Source organism: Dongshaea marina (assembly GCF_003072645.1).
Taxonomy (GTDB): domain Bacteria; phylum Pseudomonadota; class Gammaproteobacteria; order Enterobacterales; family Aeromonadaceae; genus Dongshaea; species Dongshaea marina.
On record NZ_CP028897.1, the window covers coordinates 2,158,254 to 2,178,606 of the forward strand.

General features: G+C 46.1%; 19 protein-coding genes and 3 pseudogenes. 15 read left to right on the plus strand and 7 right to left on the minus strand.

Going from position 1 to position 20,353, the window contains the following annotated elements; translation table 11 throughout:
- The first annotated feature begins 4 nt into the window (after window positions 1–4).
- From hisA to DB847_RS10325, 4 genes and pseudogenes are all read left to right on the plus strand, one after another.
- Window positions 5–742: a 1-(5-phosphoribosyl)-5-[(5-phosphoribosylamino)methylideneamino]imidazole-4-carboxamide isomerase gene (hisA, locus tag DB847_RS10310; RefSeq protein WP_108650601.1), complete on the plus strand. Its 738-nt coding sequence runs from the start codon at window positions 5–7 to the stop codon at window positions 740–742.
- Window positions 724–1,496: pseudogene (gene hisF, locus DB847_RS10315) on the plus strand (imidazole glycerol phosphate synthase subunit HisF). The gene hisA and the pseudogene hisF overlap by 19 nt, the downstream one beginning before the upstream one ends.
- Entirely contained in the window at window positions 1,493–2,116 is a 624-nt protein-coding gene (gene hisIE, locus DB847_RS10320; RefSeq protein ID WP_108650602.1) for a bifunctional phosphoribosyl-AMP cyclohydrolase/phosphoribosyl-ATP diphosphatase HisIE, read from the plus strand. Before hisF ends, hisIE begins: the two are co-directional and overlap by 4 nt.
- Before the next feature lie 465 nt (window positions 2,117–2,581).
- Window positions 2,582–3,421 (plus strand): annotated as a pseudogene (locus DB847_RS10325) (IS5 family transposase); the annotation flags it as partial.
- 446 nt (window positions 3,422–3,867) lie between these two features.
- Here the strand turns inward: DB847_RS10325 and DB847_RS10330 are convergent.
- The 3 genes from DB847_RS10330 to DB847_RS10340 are packed head-to-tail and all read right to left on the minus strand — an operon-like array spanning window position 3,868 to window position 5,249.
- Entirely contained in the window at window positions 3,868–4,386 is a 519-nt protein-coding gene (locus tag DB847_RS10330; RefSeq protein WP_159084522.1) for a queuosine precursor transporter, read from the minus strand.
- 18 nt (window positions 4,387–4,404) lie between these two features.
- The gene (locus DB847_RS10335; protein WP_108650605.1) at window positions 4,405–4,686 is read right to left on the minus strand and encodes a hypothetical protein; all 282 of its coding nucleotides are present in this window, start codon (window positions 4,684–4,686) and stop codon (window positions 4,405–4,407) included.
- Entirely contained in the window at window positions 4,686–5,249 is a 564-nt protein-coding gene (locus DB847_RS10340) for a helix-turn-helix domain-containing protein (protein ID WP_159084523.1), read from the minus strand. The genes DB847_RS10335 and DB847_RS10340 overlap by 1 nt, the downstream gene beginning before the upstream one ends.
- A gap of 2,021 nt (window positions 5,250–7,270) precedes the next feature.
- Between DB847_RS10340 and DB847_RS10350 the strand changes: the two genes are divergently transcribed.
- The 8 genes and pseudogenes from DB847_RS10350 to DB847_RS10395 all read left to right on the plus strand — a co-directional run bounded on the left by DB847_RS10350 (window position 7,271) and on the right by DB847_RS10395 (window position 13,665).
- Window positions 7,271–7,756: a hypothetical protein gene (locus DB847_RS10350; RefSeq protein WP_108650608.1), complete on the plus strand. Its 486-nt coding sequence runs from the start codon at window positions 7,271–7,273 to the stop codon at window positions 7,754–7,756.
- An 11-nt stretch (window positions 7,757–7,767) separates the two neighbouring features.
- Window positions 7,768–8,226, plus strand: a complete 459-nt coding sequence (locus DB847_RS10355) for a hypothetical protein (RefSeq protein ID WP_159084524.1) — start codon at window positions 7,768–7,770, stop codon at window positions 8,224–8,226.
- A gap of 125 nt (window positions 8,227–8,351) precedes the next feature.
- Window positions 8,352–8,761: pseudogene (locus tag DB847_RS26635) on the plus strand (IS1 family transposase); the annotation flags it as partial.
- 225 nt (window positions 8,762–8,986) lie between these two features.
- Complete coding sequence (locus DB847_RS10370) at window positions 8,987–9,457, plus strand: hypothetical protein (protein ID WP_108650612.1); 471 nt, start codon at window positions 8,987–8,989, stop codon at window positions 9,455–9,457.
- A gap of 9 nt (window positions 9,458–9,466) precedes the next feature.
- Entirely contained in the window at window positions 9,467–9,937 is a 471-nt protein-coding gene (locus DB847_RS10375; protein WP_108650613.1) for a hypothetical protein, read from the plus strand.
- Window positions 9,938–9,993: 56 nt separating this feature from the next.
- Entirely contained in the window at window positions 9,994–10,473 is a 480-nt protein-coding gene (locus tag DB847_RS10380) for a hypothetical protein (RefSeq protein WP_108650614.1), read from the plus strand.
- Window positions 10,474–11,500: 1,027 nt separating this feature from the next.
- Window positions 11,501–12,658, plus strand: a complete 1,158-nt coding sequence (locus tag DB847_RS10385; protein WP_159084525.1) for a phosphatidylserine decarboxylase — start codon at window positions 11,501–11,503, stop codon at window positions 12,656–12,658.
- Window positions 12,659–13,218: 560 nt separating this feature from the next.
- Window positions 13,219–13,665: a hypothetical protein gene (locus DB847_RS10395; RefSeq protein WP_108650617.1), complete on the plus strand. Its 447-nt coding sequence runs from the start codon at window positions 13,219–13,221 to the stop codon at window positions 13,663–13,665.
- A 118-nt stretch (window positions 13,666–13,783) separates the two neighbouring features.
- Here DB847_RS10395 and DB847_RS10400 read toward each other — a convergent pair whose 3' ends face one another.
- Window positions 13,784–14,488 carry a substrate-binding periplasmic protein gene (locus DB847_RS10400; protein ID WP_108650618.1) on the minus strand — a complete coding sequence of 235 codons (705 nt, stop codon included), beginning with the start codon at window positions 14,486–14,488 and terminating at the stop codon, window positions 13,784–13,786.
- 507 nt (window positions 14,489–14,995) lie between these two features.
- Between DB847_RS10400 and DB847_RS10405 the strand changes: the two genes are divergently transcribed.
- Window positions 14,996–15,604 carry a helix-turn-helix domain-containing protein gene (locus DB847_RS10405; protein ID WP_199911800.1) on the plus strand — a complete coding sequence of 203 codons (609 nt, stop codon included), beginning with the start codon at window positions 14,996–14,998 and terminating at the stop codon, window positions 15,602–15,604.
- A gap of 106 nt (window positions 15,605–15,710) precedes the next feature.
- Entirely contained in the window at window positions 15,711–16,643 is a 933-nt protein-coding gene (locus DB847_RS10410; RefSeq protein WP_108650619.1) for a DMT family transporter, read from the plus strand.
- Between the two features lie 3 nt (window positions 16,644–16,646).
- Here the strand turns inward: DB847_RS10410 and DB847_RS10415 are convergent, their stop codons facing one another.
- On the minus strand, window positions 16,647–17,483 hold the full coding sequence (locus DB847_RS10415) for a lysozyme inhibitor LprI family protein (protein ID WP_108650620.1): 837 nt from the start codon (window positions 17,481–17,483) through the stop codon (window positions 16,647–16,649).
- Window positions 17,484–18,010: 527 nt separating this feature from the next.
- Here DB847_RS10415 and DB847_RS10420 point away from each other — a divergent pair.
- The gene (locus DB847_RS10420) at window positions 18,011–18,778 is read left to right on the plus strand and encodes a substrate-binding periplasmic protein (RefSeq protein ID WP_108650621.1); all 768 of its coding nucleotides are present in this window, start codon (window positions 18,011–18,013) and stop codon (window positions 18,776–18,778) included.
- 236 nt (window positions 18,779–19,014) lie between these two features.
- Here DB847_RS10420 and DB847_RS10425 read toward each other — a convergent pair whose 3' ends face one another.
- A complete protein-coding gene (locus DB847_RS10425; RefSeq protein ID WP_108650622.1) occupies window positions 19,015–19,821 on the minus strand; it encodes a PhzF family phenazine biosynthesis protein in 807 nt (268 codons plus the stop codon).
- Between the two features lie 77 nt (window positions 19,822–19,898).
- Complete coding sequence (locus tag DB847_RS10430; RefSeq protein WP_108650623.1) at window positions 19,899–20,306, minus strand: GFA family protein; 408 nt, start codon at window positions 20,304–20,306, stop codon at window positions 19,899–19,901.
- Window positions 20,307–20,353 lie beyond the last annotated feature (47 nt).

The window sequence follows — 20,353 nt, forward strand, 5'->3', positions numbered from 1 at the left end:
ACGGATGATTATACCTGCACTGGATTTGATTGATGGAAAAGTGGTGCGCCTCTACCAGGGCGATTATCGGCAACAGACCACTTATGGCGTTGAACCCACTGAGCAGTTTAGGGCTTATCAGGCCTGTGGCTCCAGTTGGTTGCACCTGGTGGATCTCAGCGGTGCCCGGGATCCTGCCAAACGGCAGTTTTCGGTGATCTCCAGGTTAGCTGAGGTATGTCCTCTTAACCTGCAGATTGGCGGTGGGATCCGAAGTGAGGCCGATCTGTTGGCACTGCTGGAGGCCGGAGCCGATCGGGTGGTGATCGGATCCCTTGCGGTACTGGAGCCTGAAAGGGTGCGGCAGTGGCTGCATCGTTATGGACCTGAGAAGATCGTATTGGCACTGGATCTTAAGCCCCGAAAAGAGGGAGGCTATGGCGTTGCGATAGCCGGCTGGCAGCAAGAGTGCGATCAGGATCTCAACCAATTTCTTGATGACTATCTCAGTGCCGGATTGCGGCATCTGCTGTGTACCGATATCTCCCGTGATGGAACCCTTCAGGGATCGAATATCGAGCTCTATCGGGATCTGTGCCGCCGCTTCCCGGCCCTGAAGGTGCAATCCTCTGGTGGGATTGGCTCACTGAATGATATCCAGGCGCTTCGGGAGACTGGGGTCAATGGGGTTATCGTTGGGCGAGCGCTGCTGGATGGCCGTTTTACCCTGGAGGAGGCGATCGAATGCTGGCAAAACGGATAATCCCCTGCCTGGATGTGCGAGATGGGGTGGTGGTGAAGGGGGTGCAGTTTCGAAACCACAAGGTGATGGGAGAGATAGTCGAGCTGGCACAGCGCTATGCTGAGATGGGGGCCGATGAGCTGGTGTTTTATGATATCACTGCCTCCAGTGATAAGCGGTTGGTGGATAAAAGCTGGGTGGAGCGGGTTGCCGAGGTGGTGGATATCCCCTTCTGTGTGGCCGGTGGGATCTCCAGCGTGACAGAGGCCGCGCAAATTCTGGCCTATGGAGCGGATAAGATTTCCGTTAACTCTCCGGCGCTGCGCCGACCCGAGCTTATCAGTGAGCTGGCGGATCGCTTCGGGGTTCAGTGTGTGGTGGTTGGGGTGGATAGCTACCAGGATCCGGCCACGGGGTTCTACCAGGTGTACCAATATACGGGAGATGAGAGTGCGACTCAGAAGACCTGCTGGCAGACCCTCAATTGGGTACGACGGGTGCAGGAGTTGGGGGCGGGTGAAATCGTACTCAACATGATGAACCGGGACGGGGTACGCCAGGGCTATGATCTTAAGCAGCTTAATCGGGTGAGGGATATCTGTAAAGTGCCCCTTATCGCTTCCGGGGGGCTGGCTGTATGGAGCACTTCAAAGAGGTCTTCCTGCAAGCCGATGTGGATGGTGCCCTGGCGGCCTCGGTGTTTCACCAGCAGCAGATCGAGATCCCTGCTCTGAAACAGTATCTTCACAACCAGCAGATCGAGGTGCGCTTATGAATGGGGGAGTTGTTGAGGCCATTGATTGGCAAAAGTGCGCGGGTCTGATCCCGGCGGTGATCCAGGACAGCCGGAGTCTGCAGGTTTTGATGCTTGGCTACATGAACCAGCAGGCCCTGCTGCATACACTTGAGTCTAAGCGGGTGACCTTCTGGTCCCGGACGAAACAGCGGTTGTGGATGAAGGGGGAGAGTTCGGGGCATATCCTTAAATTGTGTGAGATGAGCCTTGATTGTGATGGTGACACCTTATTAATCCAGGCCGATCCTGTCGGACCGACCTGCCACAAAGGCTCAGTGAGTTGCTTCTCTCCCGAGGCTGAGACTGTAAGAGGACTGGGTTTTTTAGGGAAACTGGAGCAGATCATCGACTCCCGGCGGGAGGCTGCTCCCGGGGAGTCCTATACGGCGGCCCTCTTTGATAAGGGGGTGAAGCGGATTGCTCAGAAGGTGGGTGAAGAGGGCGTTGAGGTTGCCCTGGCTGCGACGGCCGGAGATCGTGAGGAGCTTATCAGTGAATCCGCCGATCTGCTGTTTCACCTGCTGGCGCTTCTTAAACAGCAGGGACTCTCTTTGGATGATGTAGGTGCTTGCCTGGCTGAGCGGCATCTGGAGTCTTAGGCTTATTCTGAGAGGGCTGCCCTCTCAGCAACAAGTTTTTCTCTATTTGGGCCATGCCTCAGATCTTTATCAGTTGTCAGCTATTAGCTACAGATGCTATTACCCTTCATTATAATGTAAGGGCCCCTATCTTATTCCTGCGGGTAACCATGCAGTTAGCTTGACAGGCTGCCCGGCAGAGAAAGCTCTTAATGTATATAGACGAGAGCGTTTTCTAGATAAACCGGTTCATCTCATGAAAGCAGCTTTGACTTTGATCGCTGACTCGCAAGTCACATCCATGTTGCTCTACTGCAGCATCCTGGCTGCAGAAGGTCAGCTTAACAAAGCTCAAAGCAGCACTTGAACTTGAGGGCGGGAATAACTACCCGGATTAAACCAAAAATGCTCTAGCTGCTGCTGGGAAAATATCCCTCAGCAAGAGGCAGATGAAACTCTGGAAGGAGAACATGGATAAGGATTGCCTGGTTGGATGAGAATGCAGTCAAAAACTGGCATTGTCAGGAGCACCATGGCGACAGAGGAAGAGGCTTCACGTTCAGTGATACCGCTATCGAAACCGCGTTGATGCTCAAAGGAGTATTCAGCCTTCCACTGAGGGGGTTGCAAGGATTCCTTGATTCGGTCTTTCAGCTCATGAATGTTCCTCTTAAGTCACCGACTTATAGCTGTATCAGCAAACGAGCGAAGACCGTTGAGATAAAATATCGCCGCCCCAGCCGAGGCCCTGTTGCTCACGTGGTCGTTGATGGGACAGGGCTCAAAATCCACGGTGAGGGAGAGTGGAAAATGCGCAAGCACGGAAAAGAAAAGCGCCGAGTTTGGCGCAAGCTCCACCTGGCTGTTGATGCTCAAACTCATGAAATCATAGCAGCCGAGGTCAGCCTTGATAGTGTTGGAGATAACGAGGTGTTGCCGACCTTATTAAACCCACTACGACGCAAGATACAGCAAGTCTCAGCAGATGGTGCATACGATACAGAGGCTTGCTATGCACTGTTACAGAGAAAGGGTTGTAAACCAACGATTCCTCCCCGCAGTAATGCAGCTTACTGGAAAGGAGATCATCCCAGAAATGAAGCTGTCGAAGCGCTTAAAAATGGGCAGCTTTCACAATGGAAGCATGACAACGACTACCATCAGCGCTCGTTAGCAGAAACAGCAATGTCTCGCTACAAACAGCTCAATTCTCCACAGCTGAGCTTACGTTGTTATAACGGTCAGGTTGGGGAAGCCTTGGCCGGAGTTAAAGCTTTAAACAAAGTGATCGGGCTTGGTATGCCTGTCAGGCAGCAAGCTGCCTGAATGGGTACAAGTCAATTATCAGACTCGGATTTAGGAAACAACGCCCATTAAGAACCGAAATCTTCATCTATTTGTTAAAGATGGATACTCCTATGGTCGTTAGATTGACTTCCTATTAGAAGATCTGGATCCAAGAACTATTAAGGAAATCAATGAAAACATTAATAGGTTGCATATTATCCATAAGCTGCGAGCCGACTGCATGTTTATTACCTCGGAAGAGACTGTAAGTTTAATTCAAAGCTCAGGATTAAACTGGGATGATTTTGAATATATCTATTTCGACGATATCCCTCCGGTTAATAAGAGATATCTTCTCTGTAGCCATCAGGTCTCTCCCAAAATCATTACAAGATTAAATATGTATATTCCTTCGCCTTAGATCTGCTATTTAAAAATAACCCGAGCTTATCCAGCAGGATTGGTTCAATGAGCCAATCCTGTCGTTAGCGTCTGGCAAACCAGACGAAGGCGTAAGTCATAGGGATAAACAGGGTACTCAGAAGTAATCTGAAGCCAAAGGTGTAAAGACTTATCTCCATAAAAGAAACATGGGCGAATCCGTGGTGTATCAGAACAAAAGCAACAGGAGTAGCAAACACCAGGTGAACGACTGCGGTACTTGCAAAACAACGAAGCCACAGATGTCTTCCCACTGTTTTGCTTTTGAGCCAGCTGAATACCCAGATGCATAACCAGGAGCCAATAATACTGGCAATTGCTGTTGTGAATAAAGCATCCCGAATTCGAATCATGACCAGTTCTGAGTTATGGAATCCTATTTCCGGATTTTCTGGAAGCAGAAAGGCAATCCAAACCAGAAGCCCTCCGATGAGAAGTGCCAGTGATGAGAACCAAACAATCTGCCTTGCCTTACGGTATCCGAAAACGTCATTTGCTGAGTTCAGAATAGTAAACACTAGCGGAAAGAAAAATAATCCACCAGGGAAGTCGAATCCAAACACCCGGATCACATTCAGTGATCATACGGCAGATGTGAATATAACTCCGGTGAACAAGGCGTAGACGGCACTTAACAAAGAACGGTTCTCTTTCTTGATGGCTGTCGGCTTACCTCTATGAGTATTGATCACTAAATCCCTGCGCTGACTTGCATCAAGGATCATGTTGCGACTTTTCTCGTCAAAACTAGCAAGGGTGTCCCCATCGGTAGCGAGAGTTTCTGCACGCTCTCGAAATACAGAACCGCCACTTGTTTTAAACCGGACTGTGCCGTTGTCAGTAATCTCTACAACCTCAAGCATTACCAGTCTCCATGGTTAAAAATTGAGCACACAAAACCGATCACTTCAAGCTCGTTCAGATCAACATCTTGTAGAGTCTGATGGCGCCACTCTATTCGTGTCATTAAATCATATCGTTGAGTTAAGAATAGCTCTCCCTTGTACTGACTCAAAAAAAGCCCGGAGCCTGTTTTTTTCTTGACGATAATCAGAGATCCAGGTTCAAAATTTTCGGAATGATCGACAGTGTATCCGATGACATCGCCTGAAATCGGTAACCCGGGAATCACGACCTCTCGAAGAAACCGCTTTGAGCCATCACCATCGATTGCGTAGACATTGATGGCTTGGCCTGCGGCAATTTCCCCACTGCCATCGGGTTCACCTTCTCCATATACCAGCCAGTCTTCAGAAATTCTTAGGATGTTGCAGATAGAAACGATGTGTTTGCGCGGCTTCTTGATCACACCTCTCATAATATTGGATATATAGCTGTGTGGTACGCCAATTCGCCTGGCAAGCTCATTCTGCCCCATTCCCCTGGCTTCCAGAGCTTCGGTCAAGCGTTCCGAAAAATTGCTCATAGCTGTCCCCATATCAGTCAATCGTTCAACTTTCCGATAACGCAAAGAGCGTAACCGATGTCATGCGTGTCCCACGCTGTATCTGTTTTGATATGTTTTTGGTGTCTTGCACTGTAAAGAGTTCCGTGTTCAAGGCTATGCATAGCATAGTATATGTTGAATAACCATCAGGTCATTATTGGTTTAAGCCGGTTTACAGAGGCCACTATTGATACGACGGAGGGCATGTGTACTGTTTTTCAGTACCATAGAAATACCAATAAAGATAACAGTGTTGAGTCATCTTCATACACATTCATTGGCACCCAGAGCTCAATAGTAACACGATATGAGTATTCGATCAGAAGGGTAAACGAGCTTGAGCTGTTCTGCTTTTTCAGAGGCTCCTGGGTTCTCAACCAGACCCATTGCCTGAATGGTCCCCGTAGTTGAGGTGGCTGATGCAAGTTGCTGGCAGAGAGCATGGCTGGGTAAGCTGTAGCGTATCAAGTCTGGTGAGGCTGACTGGCCCCTAAGTGCTTTATACCTGGTGTTGTAATCAGAGGCTAAGCCCTATTGAACTCAAACAAGTTTATCAATGGTTATACTCATTAGTGGTATAAGTCCCGTCATTTAAGAGACAGAGTACTCTGTCATATCTCATAATACACTGGCTCAATTGAGTTCTAATCCAAAGAGATGAAAGGCTAGCGCGACACCAATTGGCGCATTGCTGGGCAGGAAACGGATGATTTTCGGTCTTTTTGGTTGGCTTTGCATCAAGTTCAGCTGTTTGATTTAATGCCGAATATAATGTGCTAGCTAATTCTCCAGGGACGGTTTCCATACACTTTTTACCACTGTAAAACAGAGAGTTACAAAAAATATTTAGTCTTGAATAAGCTCGAGTTAAGCGCGTATAGCATGGGGAGTTAGCAAGCTAAAAGGTGGCAGGGATCACATTCTGGCATAGTATTCATTACGATAGGCTTCGTTCGGAGCTTGTTTATTTTGTTGTGTTTTTTTATAACACTATTGCTGTTTTTGGTATACATCATGATTCTGGGTATCAGAAATCCAGGGAAGAGGTTTCTCTTGCAACCAGAGAGAAGCTGATCAGGGCAGCTCTCCAGCTGATTGAAGTGTCGCTGGAGCAACAAGGAGGTAATAGTATGGGACGGCTATGGTGAATTAATCAAAGTTGATAAGGCTTATCTGTTGGTTAAGTAGCAGCTGTGGATCAAATCAAAATAATCTACTTACTTTAAGTGACAGAACGAAGTATAAATATTTATGTATCCCTTGCAATATGAGATTCAGATTAGAATCTGAATTTTCATAACGATTGCAAGCAGGGCAAATATTTCTATTTCGATACAAATCAGGATTGATTTATTTATAGTGCAGCAAGGAAGAGCTGAAACTTCGGGGCGGTAGCATGTCAAATTTTTATTTCTGAATAGATAACATGCTAATGTACTAAGTTTATGGATATGAGAAAACGCCCTGCTAAGATGAGCGAGGCTCAATAGGAATTATTTATTTACCTAATGGAATTAATAATGAATAGATATTTGTTTGCTTTGCTGCTTGGTGTTGTTTCATTCGGGTCTAATGCAAGCGCTAATTATTTGCTAGGGTGTGAAGCTAAAAGTACAAAATACCCGATGACTGACGCTAAATATGTCGCATGTAACACTGGATCTGCGCCAAACGATATCATTAGCACCCGGATGCACGTTTCTTGCTGGAACTCGGCAGGCATAAATGGCTGGACGCATAACGATCACTTTCACGATTACCCCATCGGTGTCGGATTTCAGCGATTCAGTAATTCTTGCCGATTTTTTGCTGACACTTGGAGTCATGCTCAGATTTACGTGAACTTAAGGAATGGCCAAACATATAAACTGGGTACAACGCATAATCAGCAGTTTGTTTTTGTGGTGAGGGAACTCAAGTCTGACGGCAGCCCCTGCTGGCATATAAACCGGCATAGCGGATGCGGCAATCTTGTTAATTAAATATAAAGGATATTTTCGATGAAGCGGTTTAATTTTATTTTGTGCGTTGCGTTTATTCTTGGGTGGCTCGCAACCCCATCCATTAGCTTTGCGCAAGACTACACAAACAAAATGTATGTTGGTTGCTTTCAAAAAGGGAAAAACTTTGATCTATCTCACCCAATACCATGCCGTGATGGATCACCAGAGGGAATTAAATCTGTTGAGGGCACCTGGCATACGTCTGGTACATCAAGGTCTGCTACAACAGAATTGACTATGTTACTTCCGGTTGGTGGTCGTGCGGGTATCGGGTTGTTCGACAATGACACAGAAGTGACAAGCGTTAGCGCGAGTGTAACTTTTGAGAGTGGGTGGACCGCCTTGGTAGATAAAAGAACCTACGCCAATCGCCGATTTTATTTTGTGTGGTCGGATGCAGGCGGGGCGCCTTGCTGGCAAATGATGAGGTTTAATTACAAGCAAGAACCATACGATTATTCTGGCTGTATCATATATTTTTGAGGGGATAACACGTGAAGCGATTATTAATACTTGGCGTACTTCTGGTTTCGTCTGCGCCTGTCTTTGCAAAACCATTTTACTTGTTTTGCCAGAATACGCTTAACCCAAGGAGCCGTGTGTCTGATACGTGCATCTTTAGTCAGGGGGATAACAATCAAGATGTTGTCAAAATGAATATGACGATCTCGTGCGTTAAGGATGGCAAGACCAAGGGGACAGAAAGCCTTGAGGCAACAAACATTCCCAATCGCCAGGAATGGGTGAAACTTGATACAGACGAATCACCATGCAAAGAGATCGACCACTTTAAGTTGGTGTTAAAGCTCAGGGGTGGCGGGTCTGTTCACCTGGATTCTGTAAAGCGTAGCCTGAACAGAACATATTTTCTGGCTCGGTGGTCTCAAAACAAACGCAAATGGTGCTGGAACGTGCCAGGTAAAAGCGATTGTTTCCCTGCAGGGGGTGGTTGATTGTTCCCTTTTTTGGGTGATGTGCTCAACGTGTTGATTTGATTTTAGAATGTGGTCTTTTGCATGGATTGAAGATATGACTACTTTCGAAGTTAAATGTCGTTTTTGTTCAAGATCTGAGCATGCTCGTCGACATGGGCATGAATTCTGCGGGTTGTCGTGACACTGCTCGAACCTTAAAGGTTGGGCTTAGTACAGTCATACGGACTTTAAAAAACTCAGCCCCAGACAGGTAACGGCCTTGCCCCTGGGTGGAGAGGAAATCATCTTAGTCTGTGAAGTTGATGAGCAGTGGTCATTTATCCAGAGCAAGAAGGAGCAACGTTAGCTTTGGTATGCATGGGAGCCTCGATACAAGCGGATTATTGCCCATGCTTTTTGACCTCGTATCCTGTCGACTCTGAAAGAGTTACTGATGCTCCTTGCTCCCTTCAATATCCGATTTTTCTGTACGGATGATCTGGTTTGCTATAGCTCTGCAATTCCAGAAGATAAGCACATTGTGGGGAAGCGGTATACCCAAAGGATTGAGCGACAGTCCTACTGTGTTTAATCACCAAATTGAATACATGACCCGTTTCCCTGAGCAATGGGCATGATAATGGGTGCCACGGATGTTGTATGGATATCAATCTCTGGAGGGTGGGGATCCACTGCCGCAGGTAAGGCATACAAGCGTAAGAATCAAGGAGGTGAATAACAAATATAGGTAGTTATTTATTTTTACCCATTTGGGTCTTTTAAACTTTCTGAGGTAGAGATGAAGAAATTATTTTGTGTTTTTGTGCTGTTCATTGCGGCAGGGGCAGCCCATGGCACTGGTGTTATTCTGAAATGCGAGAGGTCTAAAGGATCGATGCCTGGAGCGTGCTTTTTTAATAGCGGCCAAACCCAGAACGATATGACCAAGATAAGGGTCACATTTTATTGTGCCGGGAATAACACGACAACACATGACTTTACTGTGGTGCCTCCTGTTGGTGTGAGCGTTCTTTATTTTGGTGGCCCGGAAGATAGTCGTGGCAAAGGGTGCAGTGTTACAGAGAATGCGATGGTTTGGTTTTATCAGAAGAATGGAGAGCGGCGGCGCACAAATATCCACTGGCGCCATGATAAAGACCAATATGGTCGCGCTATTTTTATTATGGAGAACTGGAGTCAGCCTAAAAACAAAGCTTGCTGGCATTGGCGCGGGAATACTGGATGCGCAAAAATAAAGACAAGTCCATAGGAGGTTAATGTGAAATTATTACCAATAGCGCTGGGAGCCATTATCACTATGGTATCTGGCGTAAGCGTGGCGGCACAGAAAGCTGTCGTGTGTGAGGATAACTCAAAGCACAAGCACGAATCATGCAGCTTTAATAAAGGGACAAGGGATATGGATGTGTTGAGGATGGAGATAGTTTGTATCACCTTCCAAGATCATAAGCATTCGTTTGATAAGCAGGTGTCGGTCGGTGAGAGCAAAATTCTTTACGGTGGACCCAACGATCCGCAAAGCGGAGGATGCGATAGAGATAGGGCGAAGGTTCGTGTATTCCTCCACTTGGCGAATGGCGAAACAAAAGCAACATCAACGATCTCCAATGTCGGGTATGCCTTTAAATTGTCGCCAACTCAGAGACACAAGAAAGACTCCCAAGGGAACTGGAGGAAATGTTGGCACCATCAAGGCTCTAAAGGTTGCGCTCCTGACTATTCTGGTTGAAAGGGCGAGCCTGTAATTCCAAGTGATTTTTTCATGCTGTATAAAGAGATAATGTGATGTTTAATTTAACAAAGTTGAAAGCCATTGTTGTTATAAGCTTATTTGCTGGCCTTCTATCTGGAAGTTCCCAATCGTCAGAGATTTGGGTTAAGTGCATTGATAACTCCACCCACAAAGATAAGGTTTGCCGATTCAATGAGGGGAACCGTGACATGGATATCGTTCATATGAGATTTACTTGCATCTCCGATTATAAGCGCTCTTTCGATAAGGATGTGTATAAGGGTGCAGTTCAAATGATTTTTGGAGGTAAGAAAGATCCGCAGGGAACAGGATGCTCAAATAGAGATGTCTTTAAAGCGCATATTGAGCTCACCCTGAGAGACGGCAGGGTATTAGCCTCCACTCAGAGAGATTTTAATCAAGGTATTCGGTTATCACCAACACAGAGGAACATCATCATTGATGAAGAAGGGCGCTGGAAAAAGTGTTGGCACCGGCGCGGAGTCAAAAAGTGCATGGCAGAACTCCATTGATTTCCTCCAAAGGGGGAGCCACACCGAAGTTTAGTGATTTCTGTATATCGCAATACTAAATAGGGTTTTCATCGGGGCGTCATTCCTAACTATGGTGCTCTGTCATGAAAAAAACTCTATTAGTAACCGCTCTGACTCCGAATGAATCAGAGCGTTGGTTCTGGAATGAAACACAAAACCGTGGCCAAAAATAGTTGACCACTATAGGTTATTAATGATTAAGAAACTGATTATACCGATGTTACTGCTTTGGTGTTCAGGCGCGGCTTGCGCTGCAAAGGTGACAGCCTATTGTATTGACAACTCGCACCACGACCATGCGGAGTGTACGTTTAATTACGGTAGCGATGACAACGATATCATGGAGATCAGATATTATTGCCAGCATGACAGCAAATCCCACGTTTCCCGTAAGCATCCAGCGATCGGGGGCACCAGTGTATCTTTTGGCGGCCCTGATGATCCAGACGGACCAGGCTGCTCAAATCACTGGCACACTGGCGTTTCAATTGAGATAACGCAGCGAGATGGGCGCGTGGTGAGATCTGGAGATATGCAGAACTTTACCAATAGATTCACAATTTCACCAACCCAGCGACACATCAAAGAACCCGGCGGCATATGGAAACAATGCTGGCACCGACAGGGAACCAAGAAGTGTTACAAGGAAGTTAAACAGTAGCCAAAAAAAGCCAGGGGGGTTGCGCCCCTGGCCAAACATGCTGCGTTAAATGCGAGTATAGTTTATTCCTATTTGGGTGTCCGGTCACCATTTCTTTGGTGTGTTGTCGGTATTCTGTGCGAGCTTCCATTCTTCCTGCTTTGACGACCATGCCAAAGTTACCCCGGAAGATGACCAGTTTTGATTGCCTGGTTTTTTCGCCTTGTTATTTTTCATGCTGTATAAAGCGATAATGTGAGTTTAAAAAAATCTGAAATTATTTATAGAAATAATTCGAGATACGGAAAAATCATAAGCCAGGAATATGTCTATACTACCAATTAGTGTTATGTTATGAGGTATATAATGTCACTTAAGAAACTCATGGTTTTAAGTTTTGTCTTGGCCTGTTTTACAGTAGCAGCCCAATCAACAGAGATTTCGGTAAATAGCCTAGCTACAGATAGCAAGTCACCAAGTCATGATGATGTTATCGCAAGCTTCAATAAAATGATTAAAAATAATCAGGATGTTAGAAATGCTCTGATTCAAGCATTAGCAGCTATGCCGGTAGGTACCTATTGGTACAATAAGAAATTACCGGAGGTTGGAGGTTTTTTCCAGCAGTGGCTATACAATAATCCAGACGTTGATAACCCACTTAAAATGAATATGATTTTTGTAGAGCTGGCATATACAGAAAAAGGGCAGGATTTTGTTAGACTTAATCCGGTTGCTTCCTGGCTATCCTCTTTCTTTAATGCAAAGGGACGATACCTGGATAGCAAAGCCTCCACAAGAGGATTGAGCGCATGGTTATCTAACAAGCAGGTGAAAATCAGTGACTATATCATTCCTAAAGGTGGATTCACCAGCTTCAATGAGTTTTTTACCAGAGAACTAAGAAAAAATGCCAGATCTATCGATGGTAGGGGAGATGATAATGTAGTGGTATCCCCAAATGATGGCTCTATGGGAGTTGTGATACCAGCAGTTCAGGATACATCCAAAATTGTTGCAAAAGGGGATAGCCTGAATATAAGAAAGATTTTTAATGGTAACCCTTTGGCTGAGCGGTTTATTGGTGGGCCAGTAATCATGTCTAACCTTGGGGCTTATAACTATCACCACTTTCATTCACCTGTTAGCGGAAGGATTTTACTTGCAGAAACATTCCAGGGTTTATATGACTCTCCAACAGATGATCAGCATGTCAGTGATGCAGATATTGTATATCAGCACGCTTATGAACATAGAAGAGGGGTATATATCATCAAAAATGATCGAGTTGGCCTGGTAGGTGTTGTTCCTATTGGTTACTGGATGATCAGCTCTGTTCAGCTGAAGCTGAAAGAAGGGGATTTGGTTCACAAAGGCGATGCTATTGGTAAGTTTGCCTATGGTGGTTCCGGTATTCTACTGTTCTTTGAACCAAATAAAGTTAGAATCGATGATCCATACCAAAGTGATATCAATGAACCTGTAATACTTGGACAAGAAATTGCTGAAAGCGTGAGTGATTAGTGGATTCATAATAAGATGATACTCCAGATGTATTGTATTGCACTATTGGCTACTAACGTATTATTTTTTCTATCAGATATATTAAGTTCTAGATATTTATAAGTGGTTATTAAACATGATGAGTCAAACTAAAAGAAGACCTTCTCGTAAAGAGAAGGAGGAAACTCGACGTCTCATATTCTCGGCGATGTCTAAAGAGCAATGGATGACAGCCTTGGAGATTTCGGAAGCTGCAAACCTCGATTGTAGAAAAGTGGCCGGGGCCATCGCTAGAATGACAAAGACATATCCAATAGATGTTAAGACTGCTGTGGGAGGGTTGCGGATGCCAAATATTTATCGTATTAAGCCGGATAGTTCAAATATAGGCTCAATATATAGGAACTCACTTTGGGGCCAGGTATTCATGTCGATGATGTCAGCTCCTGATCTGGAAAGAGTTAAATAATTGCTATTCATAGTAGATGTTTATCATGGGTGTTACATATAGTTTATTGGGCGGTGGCTGTATCACAACAACTGTATCGCCGAACGATAAGAGTGACTGAGGGAGAGGTTCTATGATTAATGCTGATTGGGGCAAGCTGGATCAGAAATACATAGAGGTTGATGGTGTGCCTCAACTAGCTCGAGACATCTTTGAGTGGGCTCAATATTTTGAGAAAGAGGATCGGTTTACCTATCAGAGTGTGGTTGGGCCATTCAGGGTGAGTACTGCCTTTCTTGGTCTTGATTATGGGTATGGCATGACGGAGAAGCCTCTCATCTATGAGACCATGATCTATGGATTATGGCTGAATTGTCATCTCGTCGGGCATGCATCCATGAGAGAGGAGGCGATAGAGGCTCATACACAGGGGTTGTTTATTGTTTTTGGCGGTGCAGAGAAGATGCGACGGAGTCGGACATGGCGGAGATTCAAGAAAAGGTGGAAGCCGGGCATTAGCTATCAGGGAAGTTGTCGAAAGTGGTTTAGCAAGGAATATCACAGGCTAAAAGGGAGTTAGTGGTGATCAGGAGTACGATTGTTTTCTTTATTGATGCAAGTGAACGTACAAGGTTACTCTTTTGGGAGCTGTGGCCAGTTGTGTCTTCCCTTTCCAAGGTAACGCTGGACAATTTTCTCTATGACCCTTCATCATACATGGCCTGGAGAGTCGTGCTCAACTGAGGGGCGACTGCCTGAGCCGATCCATATTTTGAGAGGCCCAGAAAGCTTGGAATCCGCTCCAGTGTATGGAGCAGCTCGAGGGTATTCGCAGGCTTTTTCAGGCTCTTGAGTTGATAAAAAATGACGCTGTCGTTATCGACCAGGATCTGGCAACGCTTTCGAAGCAGCTTTTTAAGGTTCAACAGGGAGGTATTTACCAGTTCAATATTCGGCAGCTGCCCATTGAGCACGGCGGTATCGAACGCCTTTCCCGAGCTGTATCCCCGAACCCGGCAAATTCGATACTCACCCAGAGAAGCGAGATCCCCCTCAAAAAGAATACCGGAGTCATGTCGCGTTACCATCACCACATTTTCATAGACCACAGGTAGCTGTGGAAAGTTTGCATAGACAAGGCGTTCGGGGGTTTTGAACATGGGAAAGAGGCCATCAATGGAGCCGACCTGCATCTCGCGAAGAGAACGGGCCCAGGGTTGGATAAAGATCTTGTGCTCTACTTCAAGGCGATTCAGGGCTTCAGAAACGATCTCAACCGCAAACCCCTTGATCTCGCCGTTCTCCATGTATGAGAAAGGGGGAAGAGACAGGCTGGCAATCTTAAGAGGCTGAGCCTTTGCCGACAGGAAGATAAGGCATAGCAACAGGGAAAAAAGGCGCATCAGTTTCTCCGTTAACCTCCCCTAATTTTAGTTCCCCTGTCAATTTAACAATTTTCAGGGTTCAGGAGCAGTGCCCGTGATCCCTCTTAAAAAAGAGTGGGCTGGTCATCTCGTCTATGGTTTATTGGGTTACAGATCTAAATGCATAATCGATGCGAGCTTGCAGGGAGATACTTCATGACAAGCTTTGAAGCCTGGTATCGGGAGGTTCACAAGCCTGGCTTGGGTGTCAGAGATCCTGTCCGGGTTCTCAAGGCCGGTATCAACTCCGAGAGCTGCTGAACTTAACCCAGCTTACACTGAATTCTCAACTTGGCAGGGAGGACTTCGTCGTGAGCTATCCTGGGCCAGGATACGAGGCTATACTGCTTGTTGGCCTGATGAATGGGTGCCCCCTGTAATGAAAGACAGCTTAAGCATTCGCGCTTATACCAAGCAGCAACAAACTCATGCTCATAGTGATCACCATCAGCTGGTACTGCCGATCCAGGGAGTATCAATCTACAGATGAAGGGTTACGAGGGGAAGGTGAATGTTTCTGAGTGTGTTGTGATCCAAGCTGGGGTTGAGCATGCCTTTCAGGCGGATGAAGCGGCGCGTTTTATTGTGGCGGATATGCAGGCACTCCCAGAAAACTTAGTGAGTGATAGCCCTCTTGTGTTCTCCATCACTGCGCCACTGGTGAGCTTTCTACTGTTTGTTGAAAAGCAGCTTGAGCATCAGGTCGATAGTGGAATTGAGACCTCAATGCTTGGTGTTTTCTATATGCTGCTTCAACAACAAGGAGCAACCCACTGCCTTGACCGTCGTATCCGGGCGGTGCAAACCAAGATGATTGAACAGCTTGATCAGCCCCTGTCAATTGCTCAGCTTGCTGAGGTTGCATGCCTGAGTCCAACCCAGTTTAAAAAGCGTTTTAAAGAGAGTCTGGGGGTTAGTGTGCATCAGTATCTTATCCAGCAACGGATGGAAAAAGCGAAAGCACTACTAACCCATACAGACTTACCCGTTCAGCTGATTGCACAAAGAGTCGGCTATGGCGATCTCTCCGCGTTTAGTCGTCGTTTCTCCCTCTATTTTGGTTTATCACCCCGGGCATTTGCATCCGGTGGATAAAACAGTCTCTTAGGGCAACTGTAGCGTCCATTCTGCAAAGTTACGCTCTCAGTTTCAGGATATTCTTTCTGGCAGGATAAACAGCATAACCTGAGCAGAATACACAATGGTAAAAAGTCATTTTACGAAAGAGCAATCCAGCATTGTTGCGATATTGGCCGCCTCTGTTTTATGGGGGACGACAGGCACAGCCGCGAGCTTTGCCCCAGATGTAAGCCCACTGGCGATCGGCGCATTTGCAATGGGTTTTGGCGGTATTCTTCAGGCTTTGTTAGCTTACAAACAGCTTACCCAAGAGCTCAGTCGAATTCTGCAGCTTAGAAAAAAGCTATTTATTGGAGCTGTGGCATTAACCCTCTATCCCCTCGCTTTTTATAGTTCGATGAGACTGTCTGGGGTTGCGATTGGGACAGTTGTATCTATTGCCAGTGCCCCATTGTTTACAGTCTTGATCGAGAGTCTGTTTGGCAAACAGAGTAAAATTACCCGGCGATGGCTGATAAGCTTTTGTTTCGGTGGGATAGGGATTGGACTATTAGTTTGCTCTGAGCCTTCAGCGGCAATTCATTCAAAGCCGGGACTGAGGGCCGTTGGCATCGCTCTTGGTGCGACCGCTGGTCTTATGTACGCCATTTACTCCTGGGTTGCGAAAGCCATGATCGACAATGGTGTTTCGTCCCAGGCTGCCATGGGAGGCATTTTTGGTATAGGGGCGATACTACTACTTCCAACGCTGTTGGTGACCGGAGATAAGTTATTTGCCTCATCCATGAACTCTCTGGTGGCGGCTTATATGGCGTTGATTCCCATGTGTCTGGGTTATATTTTATTTGGCGGCGGGTTAAGGAATACCAAGGCGAGCCGTGCAAGCTTGCTGACACTGTTGGAGCCGGTTGTCGCTGCAGTGTTGTCGGTACTGGTGCTCGGAGAAATTATCCCCTGGCTTGGCTGGCTGGGTATTGTTCTGATCTTCGCCTGTTTGCTTCTTCAATCAGACCTGATTTCACTGTGGTCTAAACGCTTGACTTCACGAGGCTAATTTTTAAAGTTCTGGTCCGCAGTCATCACTCTGTACCAGATTGAAAATACTGATTAGCTGTTTGGCCATGGCTTCATAAGAGGCAATATTGGCAATGCTGACGTCAACTGCACCCCAGATATTAGGGTTTCTATCCCGATAAAGGTAGTAGTTCAAGTCACTATAAAACCGGATGCCGGAGTTATAGATTAAATCCAGTTGTTTCGTTAGACGAGCCTCCAGCTTTTTATCACAACCGGGGTAAGAATTTTCGATTGCTTTTAGAAGGCTTAAGATTAAGTCCTGGTAGGACTTTCCGACCCTTTCACTATATTTTGCGACTGAAATGGCATCGGATACATATGAAGATAGTCCACGAATCTTAGTGTGTAGCTCTGTGTAATTCTTGAGCGTGTCATTTATGGTGTTTTGGCTGATGATACCATTATGCCTATCTTTATAGAGATGTGTAACACAGGTTTTGAAGTTATTGTTCTTATCTATCATGCAGTGTGGTTGCTTCTGATAATAGGTCATTACATTGCTATCAATGAAGTGATTCCAGGCAGCTGAATTGTTTAGTGTTTTTAATTTGTTTAGACGTTTTAGTTTTGTTTTTTGTGTTGCCAGAAGATCTTTGTCATTGTCAATTTTATGTTGTGATTTAATCATTCTACTTAGGTATAAAATGCGCTTTTGATAATAGTCAATCAGGCATTGGATATCGTTATTTTTTGTCGTATAAATACAGGCGTCTGCATCAACAATCCAGCGGATCTGCTCTGATTTTAGCAAGGGAGGAGAAGGGGTTAATTTTTTTGCTTTCTTATATATAGCACTTAGCTGTCTATCTAGGTCCATCAAGGGCAGACTACGGCATATTGCCTGCTCAACCGAAGTTTGCGCTTGATTGCAATCAAAGCTCGGGGCTGACGGAAAGCAAGTGAATGGAATACATGTGAAGAATAGTGCGATAAGTCGTAACGTTCCAGGCATATCTGGCATGGCCCTGATGTGTGAGTCGACTAGATAAAGTATGTGATAAGAGGAGGGGCATGTCGAGCATACGCTAAGGTTATGGCGGGTTTGCTGTTATGTTGTTCAACTGATTTGTAAAACTTTTGGCTGCTCTTTAATGCCGGTGGCTGGTGATCTGCTGCATAGATTATCTTTCCTGCTTCTCGCTACGTTGCATTGCAACTCCGCCCTTGCTGCAGAAAGTCAGCTTAGCAAAACCAGAAATTAATCTGATTGGTTTGAAAGGGGTGACCCAGATTAACCCAAAAGTGCTCTGGCATGATTGTGTTGCTCATTCGGAGACTATCGGCCAATCTGAGAACTCAGAGTTGGCTATAGTTATCCTATGTCGCTTCACATTGATCCTAACTATGCAGAGCAAACTTGCCCCCCTTGCTGCGCTACTCTTAAGCCTATCTTTCCTATCGTCTGTTGCTTTGGCAAACACTCAGCTATCCGGAGTGACTCTTAATTGGGAGCCCTATTATGGTAAGAAACTGGAAAATAACGGATTCATTACCGAGATAGCGGTCGCGGCATTCAAGGCCGTGGGGATTGATTATTCGGTTCGTTATATGCCCTGGAAGCGGGCGCTCAGGCTGGTAACTGCGGGAGAGGAAAAGATACTGCATGGAGCCTTCTACAGTGAAGAGCGTGAACAGAGTATGTATTTCTCCGATCCTCTCTACTTTTCGGAGCTGGTGTTTGTGCAAAACTCAGATCTATCTGAGATCCCTATCGAGCCGGATGCCCTGGATAAACTCAAGGGATACAGTATCGGGGTACTCAATGGCGGGGTATTTGGTGAGCGATTTGAGATTCACAGAAACAAGCTGGATGTGAAGCTCTATAACAACTATCGGCAGGCGGTGACTATGTTGAGCCTGGGGCGCTATGACATGATTTTGGAGTCAAAAGACAACATCATGTATTACATTAAGTTGCAGAAGATCCCCAGTGACAGCGTGATATTTCTGATGCCACCGATCGAGTCAGAGGGGATCTATCTGGCATTCTCTAAAAAATATGAAGACAACAAAAAGCAGGTCGACCTGTTTAACAAAGGGCTCAGTATCATTAAAGAGAATGGCCAGTATGAACATATTCTGGTGAAGCATGGCTTTAAGCTACTGAAATGATTGATTATTTTACTAGCGGCCATTTGTGCTCAGCTGCTCTGTTCCAGGCTAGAGCATTTTTGGTTTAATCCGGGTAGTTATTCGCGCCCCTCAAGTTCAAGTGCTGCTTTGAGCTTTGTTAAGCTGACCTTCTGCAGCAAGGATGCTGCAGTAGAGCAACATGGATGTGACTTGCGAGTCAGCGATCAAAGTCAAAGCAGCTTTCATGAAATGAACCGGTTTATCCGGAAAACGCTCTAGTCTGGCAGGAAAAGCGTACCTTTAAAGGCTGTTACCGCCTGGCCTATCAGTTTTACCCTTTGGTTTTCCAGCCGCTCCAGGCGAACATAGCCGCCCCGCTCAGAAGCCTGATAACCCAGAAGACTGGAGCATGTTAATTTATTCCCCCAATAGACAGCCAGCGCGCAGTGAGCTGAGCCTGTGACCGGATCTTCATTGACGCCAACCCAGGGGGCAAAGTAACGAGAGGTAAAATCATGTACTGTGGAGGTTGCCTTTGCAGTGATGAGGACGCCACGACCCTCTAGCTCTCTTAGCCCCTCAAAATTGGGCTTGAGCCCCTCAAGGATCTGCTCATTTTGCACTTCGATCAGGATTTTTTTATCAAAACGCCCATAGGCCAGAACTTGCTTGGAGTGAAGGCCGAGTAAACTCAGCAACTCCTCTTCCATGGGCAGATCCAGCTCTAGCTCTGCTTCAGGGAAGTTCAGCTCAATGTTTTCTGGAGTTACTTTGACCCGTAAAGCGCCGGACAGGGTGTTGAAGCTAATCTCTTCATTGAGGCTGGCCAGGCCCTTTTCTTTAAGCACATGGGTGAGGGCCAGAGTGCCGTGACCGCATAAATTTACTTCGGCTCTGGGAGTGAACCACCTGAGTCTTGAATCATTTAAGCTGAAGAAAGCGGTCTCAGAAACGGCTAGTTCTGCCGCGATCGCTAGCATCAGGGGTTCACCAAGAGGCTGTTGGGTAATGCAAACGCCGGCCGGGTTTCCTTTGAAGAGTTGTGATGTAAAAGCGTCAACTTGATAGATCTCTAGCTCCATGGTGGTCCGGTCCTTCTCTGTTCAAGTGTTATCAACCCATCCGGCAGCAGACGGTAAAGTTATGATCTTCAAGTTCATTAAGCGGGAAGTTTTTCTACAACAGGAACGCTTTCAAGCTCATGATCCCAATCTGCCCGGCTGGAGTTAAAAAGATGCAGCTGAGGTTTCATACTCAGTGAGCTGTCAAGGCTTCCTGCTGGCACCATCACAAGTTTACCGTCACTTGATTGTTGCGGTAGTGCAGAGCCGCAGGTCGAGCAAAAGCATTTGGCGTGACGGGTGCCGTCAAGGCGATAGATTATGGTTTTATCTTGTCCATTGAGCCAGGTTAGTTTAGCGCTGCTGGAGAAGAGGTTGGCAGCATGAGCTGAGCCGGTATCCTTGCGGCAGTATTCACAATGGCAAAGATAAAAGTGCTCAAAGTTCCCTTCGACCAGATACTCAACCTCACCGCAAAGGCATGAGCCCGAATGCTTTGTATTCATCTTTTATCTGCTCCTAAGTATGTTGGGTTCAGAGACTCAATTTTGAG

Bases quoted from the DNA above. Each gene is read 5' to 3' on its own strand.
- DB847_RS10335 (WP_108650605.1), bottom strand. From the start codon at position 4,686: ATGCTTGAGGTTGTAGAGATTACTGACAACGGCACAGTCCGGTTTAAA.
- DB847_RS10420 (WP_108650621.1), top strand. From the start codon at position 18,011: ATGCAGAGCAAACTTGCCCCCCTTGCTGCGCTACTCTTAAGCCTATCT.
- DB847_RS10395 (WP_108650617.1), top strand. From the start codon at position 13,219: ATGATTAATGCTGATTGGGGCAAGCTGGATCAGAAATACATAGAGGTT.
- DB847_RS10430 (WP_108650623.1), bottom strand. From the start codon at position 20,306: ATGAATACAAAGCATTCGGGCTCATGCCTTTGCGGTGAGGTTGAGTAT.
- DB847_RS10385 (WP_159084525.1), top strand. From the start codon at position 11,501: ATGTCACTTAAGAAACTCATGGTTTTAAGTTTTGTCTTGGCCTGTTTT.
- DB847_RS10405 (WP_199911800.1), top strand. From the start codon at position 14,996: ATGAAGGGTTACGAGGGGAAGGTGAATGTTTCTGAGTGTGTTGTGATC.
- DB847_RS10400 (WP_108650618.1), bottom strand. From the start codon at position 14,488: ATGCGCCTTTTTTCCCTGTTGCTATGCCTTATCTTCCTGTCGGCAAAG.
- DB847_RS10415 (WP_108650620.1), bottom strand. From the start codon at position 17,483: ATGGACCTAGATAGACAGCTAAGTGCTATATATAAGAAAGCAAAAAAA.
- DB847_RS10380 (WP_108650614.1), top strand. From the start codon at position 9,994: ATGTTTAATTTAACAAAGTTGAAAGCCATTGTTGTTATAAGCTTATTT.
- DB847_RS10410 (WP_108650619.1), top strand. From the start codon at position 15,711: ATGGTAAAAAGTCATTTTACGAAAGAGCAATCCAGCATTGTTGCGATA.
- hisA (WP_108650601.1), top strand. From the start codon at position 5: ATGATTATACCTGCACTGGATTTGATTGATGGAAAAGTGGTGCGCCTC.
- hisIE (WP_108650602.1), top strand. From the start codon at position 1,493: ATGAATGGGGGAGTTGTTGAGGCCATTGATTGGCAAAAGTGCGCGGGT.
- DB847_RS10340 (WP_159084523.1), bottom strand. From the start codon at position 5,249: ATGAGCAATTTTTCGGAACGCTTGACCGAAGCTCTGGAAGCCAGGGGA.
- DB847_RS10370 (WP_108650612.1), top strand. From the start codon at position 8,987: ATGAAGAAATTATTTTGTGTTTTTGTGCTGTTCATTGCGGCAGGGGCA.
- DB847_RS10425 (WP_108650622.1), bottom strand. From the start codon at position 19,821: ATGGAGCTAGAGATCTATCAAGTTGACGCTTTTACATCACAACTCTTC.
- DB847_RS10350 (WP_108650608.1), top strand. From the start codon at position 7,271: ATGAAGCGGTTTAATTTTATTTTGTGCGTTGCGTTTATTCTTGGGTGG.